This window comes from uncultured Campylobacter sp., assembly GCF_938015785.1.
Taxonomy (GTDB): Bacteria; Campylobacterota; Campylobacteria; order Campylobacterales; family Campylobacteraceae; genus Campylobacter_B.
Genome location: NZ_CALLWC010000065.1, coordinates 57997 through 78317, shown reverse-complemented (window position 1 = coordinate 78317; position 20321 = coordinate 57997). Strand labels below are relative to the sequence as shown.

General features: G+C 49.6%; 14 protein-coding genes and 1 pseudogene. 2 read left to right on the top strand and 13 right to left on the bottom strand.

The features are described from left to right. Nucleotides 1-392: 392 nt before the first annotated feature. The 12 genes and pseudogenes from Q0393_RS09345 to Q0393_RS09290 form a co-directional block, all read right to left on the bottom strand. Complete coding sequence (locus Q0393_RS09345) at nucleotides 393-1382, bottom strand: c-type cytochrome (protein WP_298979718.1); 990 nt, start codon at nucleotides 1380-1382, stop codon at nucleotides 393-395. A gap of 1343 nt (nucleotides 1383-2725) precedes the next feature. After that, on the bottom strand, nucleotides 2726-3904 hold the full coding sequence (locus tag Q0393_RS09340) for a pyridoxal phosphate-dependent aminotransferase (protein WP_298979714.1): 1179 nt from the start codon (nucleotides 3902-3904) through the stop codon (nucleotides 2726-2728). Then, nucleotides 3901-4380, bottom strand: coding sequence for a hypothetical protein (locus tag Q0393_RS09335; RefSeq protein WP_298979712.1), 480 nt, complete (start codon nucleotides 4378-4380; stop codon nucleotides 3901-3903). Before Q0393_RS09335 ends, Q0393_RS09340 begins: the two co-directional genes overlap by 4 nt. 10 nt (nucleotides 4381-4390) lie before the next feature. Next, the gene (cysE, locus tag Q0393_RS09330) at nucleotides 4391-5086 is read right to left on the bottom strand and encodes a serine O-acetyltransferase (RefSeq protein ID WP_298979710.1); all 696 of its coding nucleotides are present in this window, start codon (nucleotides 5084-5086) and stop codon (nucleotides 4391-4393) included. Next, nucleotides 5083-6921 (bottom strand): biosynthetic arginine decarboxylase, encoded by a 1839-nt coding sequence (gene speA / locus Q0393_RS09325; protein WP_298979708.1) that lies wholly within the window; start codon nucleotides 6919-6921, stop codon nucleotides 5083-5085. The genes cysE and speA overlap by 4 nt, the downstream gene beginning before the upstream one ends. Beyond that, complete coding sequence (hisS, locus tag Q0393_RS09320; RefSeq protein WP_298979706.1) at nucleotides 6918-8159, bottom strand: histidine--tRNA ligase; 1242 nt, start codon at nucleotides 8157-8159, stop codon at nucleotides 6918-6920. Before hisS ends, speA begins: the two co-directional genes overlap by 4 nt. A 177-nt stretch (nucleotides 8160-8336) precedes the next feature. Next, nucleotides 8337-8819 (bottom strand): hypothetical protein, encoded by a 483-nt coding sequence (locus Q0393_RS09315; protein WP_298979705.1) that lies wholly within the window; start codon nucleotides 8817-8819, stop codon nucleotides 8337-8339. A gap of 213 nt (nucleotides 8820-9032) precedes the next feature. Next, nucleotides 9033-10319, bottom strand: a pseudogene (gene recG, locus Q0393_RS09310) (ATP-dependent DNA helicase RecG); the annotation flags it as partial. Between the two features lie 2236 nt (nucleotides 10320-12555). Continuing rightward, nucleotides 12556-13815, bottom strand: coding sequence for a pitrilysin family protein (locus Q0393_RS09305; RefSeq protein ID WP_298979703.1), 1260 nt, complete (start codon nucleotides 13813-13815; stop codon nucleotides 12556-12558). Between the two features lie 596 nt (nucleotides 13816-14411). Then, nucleotides 14412-15461, bottom strand: coding sequence for a dehypoxanthine futalosine cyclase (locus tag Q0393_RS09300; RefSeq protein ID WP_298979701.1), 1050 nt, complete (start codon nucleotides 15459-15461; stop codon nucleotides 14412-14414). Continuing rightward, the gene (locus tag Q0393_RS09295) at nucleotides 15454-15996 is read right to left on the bottom strand and encodes an NfeD family protein (protein WP_298979700.1); all 543 of its coding nucleotides are present in this window, start codon (nucleotides 15994-15996) and stop codon (nucleotides 15454-15456) included. Before Q0393_RS09295 ends, Q0393_RS09300 begins: the two co-directional genes overlap by 8 nt. Then, nucleotides 15993-16913: a stomatin-like protein gene (locus tag Q0393_RS09290; RefSeq protein ID WP_298043472.1), complete on the bottom strand. Its 921-nt coding sequence runs from the start codon at nucleotides 16911-16913 to the stop codon at nucleotides 15993-15995. The genes Q0393_RS09295 and Q0393_RS09290 overlap by 4 nt, the downstream gene beginning before the upstream one ends. Nucleotides 16914-17030: 117 nt before the next feature. Here Q0393_RS09290 and Q0393_RS09285 point away from each other — a divergent pair, with 117 nt between their 5' ends. Next, the gene (locus Q0393_RS09285; protein WP_298979698.1) at nucleotides 17031-18221 is read left to right on the top strand and encodes an MFS transporter; all 1191 of its coding nucleotides are present in this window, start codon (nucleotides 17031-17033) and stop codon (nucleotides 18219-18221) included. Between the two features lie 10 nt (nucleotides 18222-18231). On the opposite strand, the gene Q0393_RS09280 is transcribed toward Q0393_RS09285, so the two are convergent. Then, a complete protein-coding gene (locus tag Q0393_RS09280) occupies nucleotides 18232-19383 on the bottom strand; it encodes an MFS transporter (RefSeq protein ID WP_298979696.1) in 1152 nt (383 codons plus the stop codon). Nucleotides 19384-19480: 97 nt separating this feature from the next. On the opposite strand from Q0393_RS09280, the gene Q0393_RS09275 reads away from it, so the two are divergent. After that, a complete protein-coding gene (locus tag Q0393_RS09275) occupies nucleotides 19481-20074 on the top strand; it encodes a hypothetical protein (protein WP_298979694.1) in 594 nt (197 codons plus the stop codon). Nucleotides 20075-20321 lie beyond the last annotated feature (247 nt).

Genomic DNA, 20321 nt, shown 5'->3' with positions numbered 1-20321 from the left:
TTTCGCGACGAAATCCGGATGCGTCGTGCGATAAAATTTTAAAATTCCGAAGCGAAATTTTAAATCGCGAGCAGTGCGTAACGCAGCAGGCGTCGTAGTATAACAGCGCAAAATTAGCTGCATTTGAATAAAACGGCATAAAATTTAAGCGCTCCTGAATACGGCAGCTTGAAATTTAATTAAAGCGGCATGAAATTCAATCGCGCTTAGCTAGCGCAACCGCATTAAATCCCGAGCCGTGCCGCGCTGCGCCGAGCAGAATGCTTTAAGGTTCGTTCCGCATCGCGCCATTTGTATTAAATTCCGTGTCGCGTCGCACTAAATTTGCGTTAAATTCCGAGCCGCATTAAATTTACGTCAAAATTCCGCCGCCGCGAGGACGGCGTTTGATTTTATTTTTTGATCATGCGTTTGTATGGGCCGAAGCGGTGATCGTTCTCGTCAAATCCGTCGTTGTAAGGCCCCACGTCCATATCCATCTGCTTGACGTCTAGATCGGGGAAATCTTTCTTCCTATCGGGTTTGATCTTGCGCGGCTTTGAGTTTATATACGCCGTCACGTCGAAAGCTTCCTCCCAGCTTAGCGAGGCGTCCCCTTTAGGCATAGTGGCTTTGACATACCTCGCTCCTTCGATGAGCCTATACATACCGGCGCCCGTATTGTAGCTGTCATCGCCCCAAAGCGCGGGGAATGTGTAGTAATCACCGCTTTGAGCAAACCCCTCGTTTTTTATCCCTTGGCCGTTTTCGCCGTGGCAGGCGGCGCATTTTGCGGCGTAAATTTCGCGTCCTTTTTTAGGATCCGCCGCGCGGTCTAAAAACTGCGCCTTCGGCAGCCCCTGGCCTTTTACTTTTGCGCCGACCTCATATCCTGCGGAGAGCCAGTGCATGTAGGCGATCATCGCGCGCATCTCTTTGGAGTTCGTAGGGATCGCCTTGCCCGCCATCGAGCGCTGAAAACAGCCATTTATGCGGTCTTGCAGCGTGACTAGCTGATTCGATCTCGCGACATACTGCGGAAATCTCGCGTAGATACCCACGAACGGGCTTTGATCGGGCACGACGCCGCCGCTCGTATGGCAGCTCGAACAAGAGAGGTTGTTGCCCGCAAAGCGCATTTTTTCATCCTTTGCCTGCGGTCCGAGATACCTCGTCGTCTCGTTGATGAGCTTCGCGCCGTAGATGACGGTCTTTGCATAAGGCGAGTCGCCGAGCTTTGCCTCGTCTATGATGCCGTTTTCGTCGATGCCTACGGGCAGCCTAAACTCCTGCGTCTTTTGCTCGTACGGCACGGCTTTTTTGGCGTTGAGTTTGGCTAAATCAAAGCCTAAAACGGGCGTAAAAAAGAGCGGAAGCGCTAAAACAAGGGCGGTTTTTCTCATATGTTCTCCTTTAAAAAAGTAAAATATACATTTGAAATTATTGAATTTTTTAGTTAAATGTGCGTTAAAATTTTAAAAAAAGGAGAAAATCCGAGAGCTCGCATAGGGGAGAATTTTAAAGAGCCGATTTTAAAATTTGAGCGGGCGAAAAAATTTAAAAAGCTGATTTTTGCGATCTGCGCGCAGGGAAATTTTAAAAAAGCCGATTTTTGAAGGCTTGCAAGAGCGCAAATCTAAAGGTGCTTTCACTTTTGCGGCTCGTTTTGTGCACTGCTGGGCCGCTTGCTGCGTTGTTATATTTTGCGCCGCTGCATTTTTTGTCGCGGATGCGCCGCCGCACCGCGTACAAATGCGGAGCGCATGCAAGTGCTTGCGAGAAGCGAACGGGTAAAATTTAAGCGGGCATTTCGCTCATTCGCAACCGCGGTATATTTGATCCGTGCCGCCCTGCTACTCCGCCACGAACGAGCCGTTCGCAAAAACGTATCGCGGCATGCCGCCGAAATACAAGCGCAAATCGGTATTTCAGCGCGAGATTTGCAAAAGCATGTCGCGGTTCATCGTAGCAGGATCGCCGGCGCATTTGAAATTTATCTAGGTCTGCCGGCGCGATAGGACGAGGCGGATCGTCTCATCTATGCGCCGTTTGGAGGCGCGCGTATTTATGTTTGCCCTGCACTCGCCTTAAACGGGCGCTAGGTTTGAAATTTAACCCGAGCGGGCTAGGAATTTTAAATTTAAGCGGATTTGGGCTTTGGCGGTCAGATCTGCCTGCGCGCCGCGCAGGACCGTATCCGCGTTAGAATTATCGCCGCCGAGATAAAATTTCGCGCGGCAGGCACCGTAATGCGGCGATATGAAATTCTAACGCTCCTAAATAAAACGGCATGAAATTTTAAATGCTCTTAAATTAAAACGGTGCGAAATTTAATCGCACTGAGCCGCCGCATTAAATTCTAAAAATTCCAAGCCGCCTCAGGCGGCACAAAATTTAGCCGCGCCCGGCGGTCATATAAATTCCGTCGCTAGCCGTATCGTGCGGAGCCGCATCGCGTCAGATCGGCGTTAAGCTCTACCGCCGCGCCGCGCGGGATTACGTAAAATTCTACCGCCGCGCCGTACTACGCCCGATAGGATCTACATTAAATTTTGCCGCCGAGTTGCACCGCACTAGATTTGTTTTAAATTTTGCTGTCGTGCGCACTAAATTTACGGTCAAAATTTCGTCGTCGCGCCGCGCAAAATTTGCACAAAATTCGCCGTATCGTCGAGTCAAATTTGTCTCAAAATCCATTACTGCGGCGAGCTGCGTTAAAATTTAGATCAAAATTTCGCTAGCATGCCTATCTGTGGTAATTTTTTACGAATTTTTCTATGCGCTCAAAGCCGCGTTTTAGATTTTCCATGGAGCATGCAAAGCTTATGCGGAAGTGCCCATCCATACCAAATCCGCTTCCTGGCACCGTGGCTACGAGCCCTTTATCTAGCAGTTGCATGCAGAATTTCATACTATCAGGTTCTACCTGAGAGCAATCTATGAAGAAATAAAATGCGCCATCTGGTTTTACGACACTAAGCCCTGGGATCGCGCCTATCGCGTCCGTGCCAAAATCGCGCCTGCGCTCGTATTCGCGCCTCATCTCCTCGATAAAATCGTCCGCCTCGCCGCGCAGCACCGGCATAGCGCCTGCCTGGACGATGCTTGCTACGTTGCTGACGCTTTGACTTTGCAGGTTTACCATCGCCTTATTTAGCTCATCGATCGCGCACGCCGTGTATCCGAAGCGCCAGCCGGGCATCGCGCCGCATTTGCTTAGCCCGTTGATCGTCACGGTGCGCCCGAACATATCCTCGCTGATGCTTGCTGCGGCTATGAAACTCTTGCCGAAGACGATTTTTTCGTAAATTTCATCGGCAATTACTAAAATGTCCGTGCCTTTTAGTACTTCCGCAAGCTCTTGTAGCTCCTGGCGCGAATATACGGCGCCTGCGGGGTTGCTTGGGTTGAAAAGGCACAGCGCCTTCGTGCGCGGCGTGATCGCGGCTTTGAGCTGCGAGGCGGTGATTTTGTATCGGTTTTCCGCCTTGGTGTCTACGATGACGGGCTTGCTGTCGCAGAATTTTACAATTTCGGGATAGGTGACCCAATAAGGTGCCGGTATTATGACCTCATCGCCTTCGTTTAAGATGCAGTTAAAGGCATTAAATAGCGAGTGCTTGGCGCCTACGTTGGTGATGATCTGATCAGGCCTGTAATCTAGGTCGTTGTCGCGCTTTAGCTTTTGCGCGATTAAATTTAAAATTTCAGGCGTGCCGGCAACCGGCGTATATTTTCCGCAGCCCTTAGCCATAGCCTCTATGACAGCCCTTTTGGCGACTTCTGCGGTATCGAAATCAGGCTCGCCCGCACTTAGGATTACGACGTCTTGCCCCTGGGCTTTCATCTGTTTGGCTTTAGTGCTGATTGCGATCGTTAGGCTTTCGCCGAGCTTGCTTACGCGACTTGAAAGTGTTAATTTCATTGATGCTCCTTGGATTGGTTTAGACAATTTAAAATTTGATTTTTGACGCTAAAAGCCCTGCCGCTACTTGGGTCTTGGTCGTAGATATCGTCGATTTTATAGTTACCTCCGCTACGGACGAGTTTGTAGATTATCGTCTGCGCACCGTAGGGGCAGGTCTGAGTTACTACGACGGTATCGCGCTGCCCTAGCTCAAAATCATATTTCGTGTCGTCGCAGACATCCTGACCGCCGATTATCGGATCATAGTCCAAGCAGCCTACCTCACCTTCGCCAGTAGATGCTTCATCCTGCATAAGCACGGATCTGAAAGAAGCCGATAGAGCATTTTTGTGATCGCCAAAATAGGTGTCCTTGATGTATAGACTTTTTACTAGGCTTATTCTGGCGTCGTCCGCGGAATTTTTTGCGCTATTAGCATCGCTGCCGCTTGCCGACAAAATAGCACAAATTATAAAAAATAGAGCTTTTTTCACTTTAACCCTCTTATTTTAATGATTTCAGATACTCTTCGTAGAATTTATTGAGATCCTCATCCATTTCGGCGATATCTTTTCTGCCGCTACAGATGCAATCTTCCAAAATTTCGATACGCTTGATGAGATATTTGATAAGCTCCTGGCTGATATCGGGAATTTTATTATGTGCCAAAGGATCGCTCTCGCAGCTTCCTAAAATTCTAGCGGGCACGCCCACGGCGGTGCAGTTTGGCTCGACATCCTTTATGACGACGGAATTTGCGCCGATTTTGGAATTTTCGCCGATGGTGATGTTGCCTAGCACTTTGGCTCCCGCACCCACTACGACGCCGTTTTGCAGCGTCGGATGGCGCTTGCCGTGCTCTAAGCTCACGCCGCCGAGAGTGACGCCCTGATAGATCAGACAGTTATCGCCGATGATCGCCGTTTCTCCGATGACAAGCCCCGTGGCGTGATCGAAAAACACGCCCGAGCCGATACGTGCGCCCGGGTTTATATCTACTGCGGTGATTATACGAGCAAGTCCGCTGATCGCGCGAGCTATAAGCTTAAAACCTCGCTCGTAGAAAAAGTGTGCGAAGCGGTAATTTATCAGCGCCCAGACGCCGGGATAGCAGAAAAATATCTCAAATACGCTATTGCATGCGGGGTCTTGACGCAAGGGCTCGGTAAAGTCCTGTTTTAAAATTTGCCAAAAACTCATTTGATCGTCTTTAAGTAGCTATTGTCGTTTAAAAACAGATATAGCTCGCCCAGGATATGCTTTTTCTCTTTATCTCCGATAAGATTTGATTTTTCGACGCGCTCGTTTAGGCTTTCGCGGATATCTACTACGTCGTAGTCCATATCCTCCAAGATGTCGATGACCGATTGCGATTCGATGAAATCCTTGATCTCAAAACCGCCGTCATCCTTTAAAATCACGGTCGCCTCTGTTGGGTGTGCAAAGAGGTTGTGGCTCATGCCAAGCACCTCCTGGTAGGCTCCGACAAGAAAAAAGCCCAAAAAATACTCCTCTTTTTCAGGATCGAAATCGTGCAGAAAGAGCGGATTTTTTTGGCTGTCGAATTCTATCTCGCCGTCGCTATCGCAGGTGATATCCCAGATCGACGCCGATAGCGTGGCGCGCTCGTCCAGCCTCTCTAACGGCATGATTGGGAAGTGCTGCTTGATGCCCCAAAAATCGGGCAAGCTTTGAAAGATCGAGAAATTTACCAAATAGCGTTCTTGGGCGTTGCCTAGGGAGTTTAAGAAATTGCTGTATTCTTGCTTGTTGCCTAAAATTCCATACGCCTTTCGCATTATTAGATGAACCAAAATTTCGCCGTTTGAGCGGTCGATCAGATCGACATATCCTAGATCAAAAAGGGTAAGCACGCTCTCCATATGCGACATGGCGTCGTGCAGATACTCTAGCGCGTTGGACGGCTTTAGAGTTTTATACAGATCGTATAGCTCGGCGACTACCGGCGGATTATCCTTTTTTAGGGCGAGCTTCTCTTCGGCGTATTCTTGGGTAAAAAGCTCCAAAATCGGCGCTACGAGCACCGCATGGCTGGCGGCTACGTATCTGCCGCTCTCGATAAAAATATCCGGCTCGGCCTCTTTTTTATCCTCTGCGATCGATTTTAGTAGGAAAACCACGTCGTTGGCGTATTCTTTTAGCGTATAGTTGCGGCTGGAGCTTTCTTTGGCTTGGGAGTATTCGATAGCAAGACCTCCGCCTAAATTTATAGATTTTAAATTTTTCGCACCCATTTTGCGAAGCTCGGTGTAGATATTACCCGCTTCGATGAGAGCCTTTTTGAGCGGGTGGATCTCTGTAATTTGCGATCCGATATGAAAATGAATCATCGTAAACTGCTCGATGAGATCGTTTTTCTTCAGTAAGTTTATCGCCTCTATAAGCTCGGTCGAGGTAAGGCCGAATTTGGAATTTATCCCGCCGCTTTTTGCCCACAGTCCGCTTCCGGAGTTGTGCAGCCTGATGCGTAGCCCGATGAAAGGCTTTGGCGCAAAGCGCTCCTTAGCCGTTTCGATGATAGTTTCAAGCTCGTTTAGCCCCTCGATCGTAAGCGTCACGTTATGCCCCATTTCTGCGGCGATGAAGCCGATATTTATAAGCTCCTTATCTTTAAAACCGTTTACGGTAATCGGTGCGCCGTAGTTATTATACGCCATCGCTAGCAGTAGTTCGGGCTTGCTGCCGGCTTCGAGTCCGTATCCGTAAGGCTCGCCGATATCGACTAAATTTCTAACGAAGCCAGGGAATTGATTTACTTTAAGCGGATAGACGGCGTGGAATTTTCCCTTGTAGCCGAACTCCTTTATGGCTCGGTTAAAATTTGAATAAATTTCGACGATCTGCTTTTTGATGAGGTGCGGGAAGCGCAGTAGTATCGGGCCTCGCACGCCGTCTGCGCGGATCTCTTTTATGATATCCACCAAAGGCTGCTTGAAATCGGAGTTTAGGCATAGCTTGCCGCCGTCTATCGTGAAGTTGGAATTTCCCCAAATATTTAGTCCGTAATCATTCATGCTCTATCCTTAAAAAATGCTTCGACCTCTTTAAATTTAATCGCAAAGGTGGTTTGATCCTCTAAATTTTTACACCATACCTCGGCGCGATCAAACTCGTCCTGTCCGATGCAAAGGCAAAATTTAGCCTCCGCTGCGTCAGCCGCTTTTAAATGCTTGGCTAGGCTCTTGGGCTCGTATGAAATTTGAGTTTTACAAAACTTTCGCAGCTTTAATGCAAACGAAAACGCCGTGCTAACAAACGCCTCATCCAGCGCGCCGATATAAATCCCCTCGCGCTCTTGAGGGGCTTCGCGCGTTTTTAAAATTTCGGCTATTCGCTCGATGCCGATCGCAAAGCCCACGCCCGCCGTCTTTCTACCGCCTAAAAACTCCACGAGCCTGTCGTAGCGCCCGCCGCCGCCTACGGCGCTTTGCGCGCCAAGCTCGCTTGAGACGAACTCAAAGGCGGTTTTGCAGTAGTAGTCAAGCCCGCGCACGAGCTTCGCATCGATCTCAAATTTTTGTCCGTTTTGGGTTAAAATTCTTTGCAGCTGCGCAAATTCCGCGGCGCAAGCGTCGTTTAAATTTTCAGTTATAAGAGGCGCGGCGGCTAAAATTTTCTGGCAGCTCTCGTTTTTGCAGTCCAGCACGCGGATCGGATTGGTGTCGATGCGCCTTTGGCAGTCCTCGCAGAGCCTGTCTTTGCGATCTTGCAAGAAATTTACGAGCTTGGTTTTATACGCAGGCATGCACTCCTCATCGCCTAAAGAGTTGATTTTAAGCGTTGCGGCGACATTTAGCTCGCGTAAAATTTGAGCTAACATCAAAATCACGCTCGCATCCTCATAGACGCTACTTTGCCCGAAGCACTCGACGCCGAATTGATGAAACTCGCGCAGGCGTCCCTTTTGCGGGCGCTCGTAGCGAAACATCGAGCCTTGATAATAAAATTTATGTACGCCGCCGCTGCGGTCTAGCTTTTTTTCGATAAAGGCGCGCACGACACCCGCGGTGCCCTCGGGGCGCAGGCAGACGCTATCGCCGCTTTTGTCGCTAAACTCATACATCTCTTTGCCGACGATGTCGCTGCTCTCGCCGACACTGCGGCGAAATAGCGCGGTCTGCTCGAGCTTGGGCGTTTCTATGAGACAAAAGCCGTAATTGCGCGCCACGCGCTCGCACACGTTTAAAATTTGCGAGTAGATGCGCGCTTGCTCGCCTGAAATATCGTTCATACCGCGAAGTGCTTTGATCATCGATAAAATCCTTTGTGAAATTTTAAAATTTTCAAATTTTTGCGGCGATTATAGTTAAATTTTCCTAAATTTTAAGCCCTGCCGCTCGCGGTTTTATGTCGGTTTTACTTATTTGCATCGCGCGCCGTTTCGGCTTAGGCGTGTATTTTAAACCGGTTAAGCTCGGCGGTAAAATTTCTACCTCGCCGCCTTGAAGCTCAAGAATTCCTCGTAGCGGCGATCGATGATCTCTTTGATCTCGGCGTAATTTTGCGGCGAGTTTTCTATGTAAAAATAGGCGTTGTCGAAGTTTTTATCGCCAAATTTTCGCGCGACGAAATCGTCGTAATCCTGCAAATACCAGCCGTGCGTTTTGGCAAATTTCGTGCGGTCCGTGGTGTAGTAGGCCTTCGCAAAGGCCTTGCCCGCAGTGTTTAGCTCATCGCTGCTCAGCACGCCGTCCATGGCGCCAAAAAAATACTGACGATAATCAAAGCTATCGTCCATCCGCGCTATATCGCCCGCGAAATCCGCCGCGAAGTCCTTGGAGTAGAGCTTGCGCTCCATACACCAGCGGAAGAAAAACGCGATGTGCGTCGCGCCGTTTTCCTGCGGAATGTCAGTCGGCGCATTTTTCGCGCCCCAGTGCCATTTTGCCTTGTCGTAGGTCACGTAAGCCATTTTGCTCTCCTTTTTTTGGACTTTAAGTTGCATAAATTTTAGAAATTAAAAGCAAACGACGCTTGGTAAAGCTCTAAATTTTATCCGATGCAATCTGCACCGTGAAATTTCAAATTTTATATCAGATCGCTCATTACCTCATAATCGCATTCGCTTCGTAAAATTTTGCCGCGGCTAAAATTACGTTTAAATTCTATCGCATCTCGTAGAATTTCACGCGCCCCGTCCTATGTCCTTTAGCCGCTGCTTTGCCGCAGCCGTCACGTCCTCTTCGTAATCATACCACGCAAACATCGCGCCGTGCTGCACCGAGCCGCCCAGCAGATCGCCCCCTTGGCGGTTTTTCAGATCGATATTTGCGAGCTTAAATCCATCCAGCGTCGCTGCGAACTCGCGCAGGCGCTGCGGCGGAGATTTGAGCTTGGTGTAGAGGTAGCAGCGCCCCGCCTGGCCTTTGCGTCCGACGCGCCCGCGCAGCTGATGAAGCGACGCGAGCCCCATCCGCTCGGCACCCACGATTAAAATGACGCTAAGCCGCGGCAGCGAGATGCCCACTTCGACGATCGTCGTGGTTATCAGCAGTCGCCCCTCGTCTCGGAAGCGGCGCAGGATCTCCTCCTTGTCCTTGTCGCTGCCGTGAGTAATCATCACGTCCGCAAACTGAGCCTTCCAAAACGGCGCCGCCTCCTCAAGGCTTTGATAGACCGAGCTTTCGCTTTGCTGCACGAGCGGATAGACGATGATTGCTTGATTGCCCGCGGCGAGCTCTCGGCGCAGATCCTGCATAAAGCCCGTAAATCCGTCGTTTTGCAGGATTTTGGTTTTGATCTGTTTTTCAAACGGCAGCTGTTTTAAAAAGCTAAAGCTCACGAGCTCGGATTGGATCATGCTTAACGTGCGCGGTATCGGCGTGGCGCTAAACTGAATAAAATGCGCGCGAAACTCGCCGCTTCCCGTTAGGCGCGCGATCTTTTCGCGCTGGTTGGAGCCGAAGCGGTGCTGCTCATCGACCATTATGAGATTTGACGGCGCGAGCTCGTGGTAGAGCAGGGCGTGAGTGCCGATGATAAGGTGCGCGCCCGCAAAATTCGGCTCGCGATCGCCGCTTTTTACGAGTAGGACTTTGATCTGCGGCGGCAGCAGACGGAGAGCTTCGGCGTAAATTTGCTCGGCTAGGATGCTCGTAGGCGCCATCAGATAGCTGATGCGCGGATAGTTCATAGCCGCGCTCGCGAGGATCACGAGAGTCTTGCCGCTACCTACGTCGCCCATGACGACGCGGCGGCGCGCCAGAGGGCTTTGCAGATCGCTAGCAATATCCTTTATCGCGCTTAGCTGATCGCGCGTAGGCTCAAAAGGAAGTGAAGCAAGCCAATCCGAAATGTCGTGCAATGGGTAAATTTGCGCCGGGAAACTCGTTTTTTTCGCGCTTAGTTTTTGCAGGTAGTTTAGAATTTCTACAAATTTCAGCGTACGTAAAATCGCAGCTCCGCTCATCTCTGCGACGGCTACGGCCCGAGCGGTCTTGGCGGCATGGACAGTTCCAGCGTCTCTTGCAATTTGAGCTATTGTAGGTATGGCGGTTGTAGCTTGGGCGGCTGCGGTCTGGATAATTTCAGTTTGATAATGCGTAGGCTGCACGGCACAATCGCGTGAAGCGCTCATCGGTGCGGCGAGCGCGTCTTGAACAGCATCGGCGCTTGCATTTTGAGCGATCGTAGGCTCTGTGGTCTGCACAGCCGTTGCCGTCTGAATATTTTTGGTTTGATCGCATACGGGCTGCACTCCCGTAGCTTGTGCGTTCAAAGTTTGGGTGGTCGCGAATTGCGCGCTCGCTACTTGGCTTGAAGTTTGGATTGCTGCGGATTGCGTATCTACGTCTTGAGTTTGGGCGGCTGTGGGTTGCGTATCTATGTCTTGGGTGCTTAAATTTTGTTTTGCGACTGCGGCTTGCTCGGCTATGGACTGCTCGGGCGCGACATGAGTTAGCATGGGTTGCGCGGTCAAAGCTCGAGTGTCTGCTGACCGTGCCATTGCTCGGGTGTCGTATACTAGATTTTTTGAAATTTTATCGCCGCTCGCCGCCGCATCATTGTCGCTTTTGAGATCGTCTGAAATTTCATCCTTGCGCGCCTCGGCGCCGTTTGCGGCAAAAAAATCCTCGTCGCTTTGGACGTTAAAATTTTCGTCGTTATAAATCTCCTCCTCGCGCGCCTGAGGTTCCTCGCCGTCCAAAATTTTATCGCTCACAGCCTCTCCGCTGTGGATATTTTGGCTGGGCGAGGCTTCTGCGCCATTTGGAATTCCGCCGCTTAAAATTTCATTCTCCGCGCCGTGCTTTGCTTCGCAGGCAAGAGCTCCGCCGCTTTGCGGATAGTTTGAAATTTTACTCCTAAAAATTTCACCGTTTTGCGATCTGCCGTTTAAAATTTTGGCGGCGGCGGGGCTTTGCGAGTTTGGGATTTTGCTATTATCTGAAATTCCATCGCCATTTAAAATTTTATCGCTGCTTGGAATTTCGCCTCTTAAAATTTCATTCCCATTCGGAATTTTGCCGCTGTTTGAAACGTCGTCGCGCTCGCTAAAATTTTCCGCGCCGCCTTCCTTGAGCTGCCTATTTAGCGCGGCTAGCATTCGCACGCTGCGCGGCGAGCTCTCGTGTAGCGCAAGCAGTACCGCCGCCTCGTCCGCGCGCAGCCCGCAGCCTAGAAGCGCGCCCGCGCTTAGATATTTTTTGATCAGCTTTTGCGCCGCGGCGTCGCTCAGCGCGGCTTTGTATTTGGGCGCGATCCTGCCCGGCTCGCTTACGATTTTTGGGTTTACGAACTGCCACGAGCCGAAGCTCTCGTCGCATTTGCCGTGGATGAAAAATTTTTTGCCGCGCTTAAAGGCGCCGAAGTGCCAGCTTTTGGCGTTGAAGATCACTATTTTGATCTCGCGCTCCCAGCTGAGGCAGTGCGCCGTGACGATGAGCATCGAGCCGCGCCTGTGCTGGAAGAGGCACTCGACCTCCGCCGTGCTCTCGCCCGCGCGGGGCGCGTCTCTAACGCTTAGATCGTCGAAGCTTTTGGGCAGAAGCAGCGCCAGATCCAAAAGCGTCGTAATGCCCGCCTTTTGCAGCGCTGCCGCGTCTTTTGCTTCAAAAATCAATTTTCATCCTTTAAATTTGATAGGCGTTTAAGCCCTTGCGCTGTGAAATTTTACGCGCCGAAGCGAAATCACTCGCCTAAATTTGATCGAAATTTTACGCGCCGCATCGAACGCTTGCCTAAATTTGCTCGGAATTTCGCCCATTGCGGCAAATTTGCTCGCCGGCTTCGCCCATAAATTTTACTCGTTTGCGCGCACTTTGTTTGGCAACCGCGTCTTTGCGGTGCACACCTCGTTTTAAAACATAGCGCGATCGCTTGAAATTTCACGGCGCGGCTTACAGACGGCGTGCGAAATCGGGCTTTATTTTGCGCGCTGAAATTTTACCGAGTCGTGCACGGCGCGCCTTTAAATTTAGCCGCTCTTGTAGGGCTTGCAAATTTAATTACTTTTGCAAAGCCCCGCAAGTTTTAGCGCGACGCAAGCACGGTTTTAAATTTAAAAACGCAAGCCGTCCGCAAACGGAGCGCAAAAGTAAAATTTAGCGCCGTTCGCGCCTTAATATTATCCGCGCCGCTTTACAAATTTTAAAATTTACCCAAATTTTAAGCCGGTCGCAGGTATGCACTCGCTGTGCCGCGACGGACTAAATTTTAAGCCCCTTTTTCGCAGCTGCCTCGTCGCAAATGACGGAAAAACTTAGGTTCATGATCTCGTCGTGCGACTTGATGAAATCATTGAGCGCCCCGAGTTTTAGCGTCTCGATGCGCTTTAAATTTCGCTCGAACTCGCCGAATACATAGCCCTTGTAATACTCGCTCTGTGCGATCGCTGCGCGCTTAAACATCGTCTCTTTTTGCAGCACTGCGCTTCCGATTAGGAATTTTTTAGCGCTTTTCAGCTCCGCTTCGCTCACGCCCGAGGCGATAAATTTCGCGATCTCCTCTTTTACGAGCGCGGCGGCGTTTTGCAAATTTTCGTTTTTGGTCTGCAGATAGCCCCAAAACTCGCGGTGGCTAAGCTCGAAATCGCCGCGCGCATAGACTGAGTACGCAAGGCCGTGTTTGACGCGGATGCGCTCCATCAGCCTGCTGCCGAAACCGCTGCTTCCGAGCACGAATAGCGCGGTGTTTGCGATGAACTCCTGCTCCTTTGGCAGCGTAAAGGGCGCACCGAAGTAGATGTAGGCTTGCTGTGTCTGCTCCTTTTGGATCTTTATTTTTTTCGCATCGCTCGGCGTGAAAAACGGCAGCTCGCGCTTTTCTCCGTTTGTAAAGAGGCTCAAAATTTCCGCGATTTTTGGGTTTTTATCGCTCACGTCGCCGCATAAAACGACGTATAAATTCTCTAAACTCAGCGAGGCGAAAAATTCCCGCACGTCCTTCATCGTGATCCGCTCTATGCTCGCCTCGTCGCCTATAAGCGGCCGCTCGAGCCTCGTGCGCGGATACAGAAGCGCTTTTAGGTTGCACGTCGCGATGTAATCGAACTCGCTTTTTAGCACGGCGATCTCGCCTATGGTTTGCATTTTTAGCTTTTCGAGCACCGAGGGCGTTAAATTGGGCTCACTAAGCAGCTCTCGCAGCATATCTAGGCCGAAATCGAAGTGCTCTTTTAGGCAGTTTAGCTGGATGCCGAAGGTTTCAAAATTGCTCGCGGCACTGATTTCGACCGCGCGGATATCGAGCTTGCGGTGGAATTCGCTCACTCCCAGCGTCTTTGAGCCCTCGCCCAAAACGCCCGCGCAGATGCGCGCAAGACCCAGGGTCTTCTCGCTCACCGCACCGCTTGCTTTGAAAATTAGCTTGAAGCTCGCCACCGGCAGCGAATCGTCGAATTGATACAAAAAGTCGATTTTAGCGCTCTTACCGCCTTTGGTTTTAAGTGAAATCTCTTTTTTTTCCATCGTTTTCCTTTATAAAATTTTTAAATTTCATCGTTCTTACGGGCGCGGTTTTAAAATTTTGACATAGCCGCGCCGCTTTTAAAATTTGCGCCGGGCTCGTTTTAAAAATTTCGCTAAAACAAGTTTTCAAAATTTCGTTCAAACTCGCTTTAAAATTTTACGCTCGGACGGTTTTACTCATCCTGCTTAAAATTTTAAATTTAATCGCACCGCTTTTTTGTAAAATTTCAGCGCCCAAAACAGCGCGCCGCGCCGTATTTGCAGTACGAGACGAAATATATCCGTACTCAAACACGGCAAGCGTTGTAAACGAAATGTCTCTCACGTGCCGTCTCGGTCGCATTGATCTTGCGGCGCGAAATTTCGCGTCAAAAAAATTTTAAGGCGAAATTCCATAGCGGAATGAAATTTTATTACATAAATTTCACTTGCATCCGTAAATTTGAACCCGTACCGATATCAAAATTTTAAATCCTGCCGCGAAATTCCACGCTCACGATCACGAAAATTCGCTATCTGTTTTAAGACAAAATTCTACCGCTATATTCTAGCCGCAAGCGCATAAATTCCTGCCGTAAACGCGCAAAAGCCCGCACCTAAGCGTACGTCTCCAAAATATCGTAGTTGGTGTTGCGCTTGGCGGGTATTTCGTCCACGTCGCGGATTAGCGCTATCATCTCGTCTTTGCTCATCCGAAAACTCGCGCCCGCCGCCTTTACGACGTTTTCCTCCATCATCGTGCTTCCCAGATCGTTCGCGCCGAATTTCAGCGCCAGCTGCCCGATGTAGCTGCCCTGCGTGACCCAGCTGCTTTGGACGTTATTGAAATTATCCAAAAATAGCCGCGAGACGGCGAGTAGGCGCAGGTAGCGGTTCGGGCTTTGCTTTTTGATCTCTGGATGCTCGCGCAAAAGGCGGGTGTTTTGCCCCTGAAAGCTCCATAAAATGAACGCTCGAAAGCCGCCCGTGCGGTCTTGTAGCTCGCGGATTTTATCCCAGTGCTCTACGATCTCGCGCGTGCTTTCAAGCGTGCCGAACATCATCGTGGCGGTCGTTTTCATGCCAATGTCGTGCGCCTCCTCGTGCACTCTAAGCCACGTGGCGCTGTCGCTTTTGCGCGGCGCTACTAGCTCTCGCACGCGGTCGCTTAAAATTTCGGCTCCAGCTCCCGGCATCGAGTAAAGCCCCTTGGCTTGCAGCCTACGAAGCACTTCAAGCGTGCTGATGCCGCTAAGGCGCGCGATATAATCGATCTCAATCGCCGAGAAGCCGTGGATCGTGATGCTCGGGTAATTTTTGTGGATGAACTCCACGAGATCCTCGTACCATTCGATTTTCAGCTTCGGATGAACGCCGCCTTGAAATAAAATTTGCGTACCGCCCACGGCGATGAGCTCCTCGATCTTTTCGCCGATCTGCTCAAAGCTCAGCACATAGGCGTCCGCGTCGCTTGCGTGGCGATAAAATGCGCAAAATTTGCAATCTATCATGCAGGCGTTGGTGTAGTTTATATTTCGATCGATGATGAAGGTCGTGACGCGATCCGGATGCAGCTCGCGCTTGCGCGCAAACGCCGCGCGCCCAAGCTCGTTTAGATCGGCGTGCTCGATCAGCTCTAGCGCCTCATCGGCGCTCATTCTAGCCATTGGCTCCCTTTAAATTTGCATCGCTCGCGGCGGCATTAGAATTTTTATCGTCGGCACTCGTGCTGTCCGCACCGCCTAAATTTGCGTCGCCGTCATTTAAATTTACGCCGTCTACACCGCTAGAATTTCGACTACTATCTTTTTTAAGCACGATCTGGCCGTTTTTTACGCCTAAAATTTCGACGCGATCGCCATCGTTAAGATCTGAAATTTCATCGCTTTTCCAAAACGTGCCTTTGAAATAGACCATGCCGTTTTTGACGGTGCCGGTGCCGCTTTCGTCTAAAAAATTATCCTCATGTTTCTCTTCTGGTTTGAAAAATCGCGATTTAAGCGGCCTTTTAAGTACGATTAGAAGTACGAAAGAAAGCACAAACGAAAGCAAAATTTGCACATCCCAATCAAGATGAAAGCCGAAGCTCAATAGCCCCGTGATGAAAAATCCGGCGCTGAAAAATATAAAGGTAAAATCCATCACCAAAAGCTCGACGATCGCCAAAATCACGCCGATTATGATAAAAATCAGCGCGTTCATTTGAGCTCCTTCGCGCCGTTTTTGCCGAGGAATTCTTTAAGCACGCTAAGAGAGCCGATAAGCTCGCTCGTTTCGTAAGGGATCAAAATTTTATCCTTGCTCGGGTTTTTGGACAGCTCGCTGAAAGCATTTACGCGACCCTGCGCGAGCAGGTATTCCGCCGCAAAGCTGGAAGCGCTCATCGCTAAATTTATACTGTCCATCGCATCTTTTTGACCTTGCGCAAGCGCAATCTGCTCATATTTTTTCGCATCCGCCATACGCTCGATCGCCTCGGCTTCGAGCACCTTCTCCTGCTTTAGCGCTTCGGCGTTTCGGATGAGAGCCGCTTTTTCCGCTTCGGCTTTAAGCTCGATCGCGCGCTTTTCGCGCTCGGCCTTCATCTGCATATTCATCGCCTCTTCGATGCCGTGCGGTACCGAAATTTCGGAGATCTCCACGCGCATGATCTTTACGCCCCAGTTATCCGCGGCGTCGCCCAGAGCGATTTGCAGCTTGGAATTTAGCTGATCGCGCGAGCTAAGCGTGCTGTCTAAGCTCATCTCGCCGATCGCGCTACGTAGCGTCGTCATCGCTAAATTTGAAATCGCGCGGCGATAATCCTCGACGTTGTAAAGCGCCATCTTGCCGTCGATGACTTTTAAAAACACGATACCATCGACGCTTATGTTGACGTTATCTTTAGTGATGACTTGCTGTTTGCTGATGTCTACCAGCTGCTCGCGCACGCTCATTTTCGCGCGTACCGCGTCAAAAAACGGCACGATGATGTGAAAGCCGCCGTCGAGCACCTTGTGAAAGCGACCCAGCCGCTCGATGATTAAAATTTCCGATTGCGAGACGATCTTGACCCCCATCTTTAGAATTGCCGCGATGAGGACGCAAAATACTATTACCGTAGTTACGAACCCTTCCATTTTCACTCCTGAATTAAAATTTCGCAATTATAGCATTTTTAGCTTATTTTGGCTTTTAAGGCGCGTCGTGATACAATTTCGCTAGATTTTTTATATAAATTTACAGGATAAAATTTTATGATCAGATACATCGTGCTGCTTCGCCATTCGCGCAACTACCGCCTGCTCTTTTCGGCGGGTTTTATATGTATGTTCGGCTTGTGGTTTTCGGTCGTTGGGATCGCTACGCTGCTGATTGAACTTGGCGCGCCGGTGTGGGCGATTACGGCAGTGGGCGTCGTTTCGTTCGTGCCGAACGTTTTTTTAGCGCCCATTAACGGCATCATCGTGGATAAATTTCAACCAAAGCCGCTGATGACGGCGATGTTCATAACCGAGATGATCAGTATTTTCATGCTGATTTTTATCGATAGCTTGGATTATTTGTGGCTGCTGCTTTTGATCGTGGTCGTGCGCAGTGTCGCAGGCACGCTGTTTTTTCAAACCGAATCATCTACGCTACCAAAATTTCTAAGCCGCCCCTATCTCAAGCTTGCTAACGAGATGACGGGCATTATCTGGACGGTCACATATACTTTCGGTATGGCGAGCGCGGGTATTTTTATCCACTATTTCGGCGTGCGAGCGGCGTTTATTTTGGATTTTTGTTTATATGTTTTTTCGTTTTTCATCCTGCTGCGGCTAAATTTTAAAGACCTCGCAAGAAACGCGCCAGGGCCCGTGTTTAAGATGCTAAAGGAGGGCTTTTCTTATCTGCGCTCGCATCCTTTGGTGGTGCATCTCATCGTCCTTCACGCTTTCGTCGCCGTCACTACCTACGACAATCTCATCGCGCTTCTTGCGAAGTATAAATATAAAGAAATTTTAAGCGCCTCGCTAGTCATCGGGCTTATGAATATGTCGCGCTCGGCGGCTGCGTTTTTCGGACAGATATGGCTAAGCAAGATCGTGAATAAACATACGTTTTTTTGGCTATTGCTGGGGCAGTTTGCGGGCATCGCGCTGTGGGCGGCACTGGAGTTTAACTACTGGCTTTCGTTTGCGGGCATGATCGCGGCGGGATTTTTCATCACGACGGTGTGGTCGTATTCTTTTACGCAGCTGCAAAGTCACGTCGATAGGGAGTTTTTCGGGCGCGTTATCGCCTACAACGACATGGCGTATTTCATCGTCGCGACGCTCGTGTCGGCTGCGATCGGATTTTTTTTCGAGCTTGGATTTTCGCTTTCGCAAATCACCTTCGGCATGGGCTTTATGTTTGCAATCGCGGCGTTTTATTATAAATTTTTGATCTACGAAAAAATTTAAAATTTTAAAGCTATCTTTTCGGCGCGATCTCGGGGCGGAAGATAGCAAATATAAATAAAAAGCTCATCGCTGCGAAAAACACCAAGATAAAGCCGTTTGCGCCCAAAAATTTCATCATCGCGCCGATTATCAAAGGCGAGCAGAGCGACGCGCTCGAATAGATAAAAAGCATCGCCGCCGAAATTTGCACGCGAGATGCGCCCTCGCCGGTGATGGAGTCGTTTGCGCGCGCTATGGCAAGCGAATACAAAGGGAAAGCGCCAAATCCCAACATCAACGCAAGCGCGCATGTTAGGATGAAGCTCTTGGCAAAAAATAGCGCTGCGCAAGCTACGATGCCGATAGCGCAAACTATCATTATGGCGCGTTTGCGGCCGAATTTGTCAGAGATTACGCCGCAGACGAGCTGCGATAGGAAACCTCCGACCATCGCCGATCCCATAAATGCGCCCACCGAGCCCACTCCAAGCCCTGCGCTTAGCACGAAAACGCTCGCCATCGAAAAAAAGCCGTTAATCAAAATGCCCGCGCAAACCACCGTCGCAAACGCAAGCGGCGGCACGATCGAAATTTGCGGCATCGAAACTCGCATACGAGCGGGAACTCTGGGAGGGTTGAAGCGGATTAAATTTACCGGCAGCAGCGCCAGAATGATGAAAAACGCGCTTAGCACGAAGACCTTCATCGTTCCGAAATTTAGCGCTAAAATTGCAACTCCTATCGCAAACGCGCCGTAAAAAACCGCTTCGTAGATCGCCAGCACGCGGGAGCGGATGGAGTTTGTGATCTTTGAGTTTATCCAGCTTTCGATTATCATCAAAAGCGCGTAGTAGCAAAAGCCCAAAATGAAGCGCAAAATTGCCCAATACACGAGGTTTGAGCCAAGATCGTGCAGCATTGCAGCAATTCCGAAAAGCGCCGTAAAGACCGCGTATGCCCGCACGTACGAGAGCGCGCCGATTATCGAAGGCACGAAAAAGCCGCTAAAGATCGCACCTAAAAAGAAAAACGCAGAAATCGCTCCGATCTCAAGCTCGCTGTGGCCGGATTCTTTTAGCATGATGCCCGCGCTTGCGATGACTAGCGCGTCGCCGATAAACATAAAGAAAATCCCTAGAAATAGGGGGCTTAGCGAGCGTGCCGCGCGCATAGATTCAAACAATGACTTTCCCTTGGAATTAAATTTGGCGTATTGTAGCCTTTTATTGATTAAAGCTCGGTTTTTATGGCAAAATATTTGAAATTTTGAAGGAGCGGGTATGAGATTAAAAATTTTAACCGCATTTTTACTGGCGGCGATATTTGGCGGATGCGCGGCGTTTCGAGGCAAGGTATATATATTGGAGGATCCCAAGGTAAAGGAAGCATATAGCGCGATAGAGTTACCGTATAGCATTAAGATAGATGGAGAAACTTTTACCAGAAAGTATAAAAATCTTGCGGCGGCATATTATTTTTTAAACGGTGAGGAAGGATTTGGCTGGAGTAAGCTCGTATCTATATCATATTTCAACGACGTAAAAAATATCGATGAGTATGCGTATGGGATATATCAAGCGATCGAAGAGGCCAATGCGGGAAAAAAACAAGAGGATCGACGCTCCTTCGGCATTTTAAAGACCAACCATACGCAAGCTATAATAATACTCCTCAATCCGCCCGCTCCCGGAGATCCTAATTTCAATAAATATGAAGTCGATCTAATGGTTGCAGATATGCAAAGCTGCGGACTTGTACTTGTGCAATACGCGAAAAATTTTGATTCGGATAGAGATTTTAAAAAGATGCGAAAATTTATAAAGGAAAATAAAGCTAAAATTTTACCGCAGATGCCTAAGATCAAGTGCAGGTAGTGCGCCGAAAAGCCCAGCGTACGATAAAATTTTACCGCAGCGGTTTTAAAACGGCGCGAGCGTTTAAATTTAGAGGCGGGCTCGCAACGAAGCGCTGAAATTTTAAGATAAAATTTTAATCCAAACGTTAAAGCTCTAGCAGTCGTGCCTCATCGCACCAAAGAATCGAGCTTTATTAAAAAGTTCTGCAGCCAAAGCGGCTATCCGCGCGGCTAAATTTCAGAGTAGAGCCTCGGTCTTTGCGGAT

Bases quoted from the DNA above. Each gene is read 5' to 3' on its own strand.
- hisS (WP_298979706.1), bottom strand. From the start codon at position 8,159: ATGATCAAAGCACTTCGCGGTATGAACGATATTTCAGGCGAGCAAGCG.
- Q0393_RS09315 (WP_298979705.1), bottom strand. From the start codon at position 8,819: ATGGCTTACGTGACCTACGACAAGGCAAAATGGCACTGGGGCGCGAAA.
- Q0393_RS09305 (WP_298979703.1), bottom strand. From the start codon at position 13,815: ATGGAAAAAAAAGAGATTTCACTTAAAACCAAAGGCGGTAAGAGCGCT.
- speA (WP_298979708.1), bottom strand. From the start codon at position 6,921: ATGAATGATTACGGACTAAATATTTGGGGAAATTCCAACTTCACGATA.
- cysE (WP_298979710.1), bottom strand. From the start codon at position 5,086: ATGAGTTTTTGGCAAATTTTAAAACAGGACTTTACCGAGCCCTTGCGT.
- Q0393_RS09300 (WP_298979701.1), bottom strand. From the start codon at position 15,461: ATGGCTAGAATGAGCGCCGATGAGGCGCTAGAGCTGATCGAGCACGCC.
- Q0393_RS09275 (WP_298979694.1), top strand. From the start codon at position 19,481: ATGAGATTAAAAATTTTAACCGCATTTTTACTGGCGGCGATATTTGGC.
- Q0393_RS09285 (WP_298979698.1), top strand. From the start codon at position 17,031: ATGATCAGATACATCGTGCTGCTTCGCCATTCGCGCAACTACCGCCTG.
- Q0393_RS09295 (WP_298979700.1), bottom strand. From the start codon at position 15,996: ATGAACGCGCTGATTTTTATCATAATCGGCGTGATTTTGGCGATCGTC.
- Q0393_RS09345 (WP_298979718.1), bottom strand. From the start codon at position 1,382: ATGAGAAAAACCGCCCTTGTTTTAGCGCTTCCGCTCTTTTTTACGCCC.
- Q0393_RS09340 (WP_298979714.1), bottom strand. From the start codon at position 3,904: ATGAAATTAACACTTTCAAGTCGCGTAAGCAAGCTCGGCGAAAGCCTA.
- Q0393_RS09290 (WP_298043472.1), bottom strand. From the start codon at position 16,913: ATGGAAGGGTTCGTAACTACGGTAATAGTATTTTGCGTCCTCATCGCG.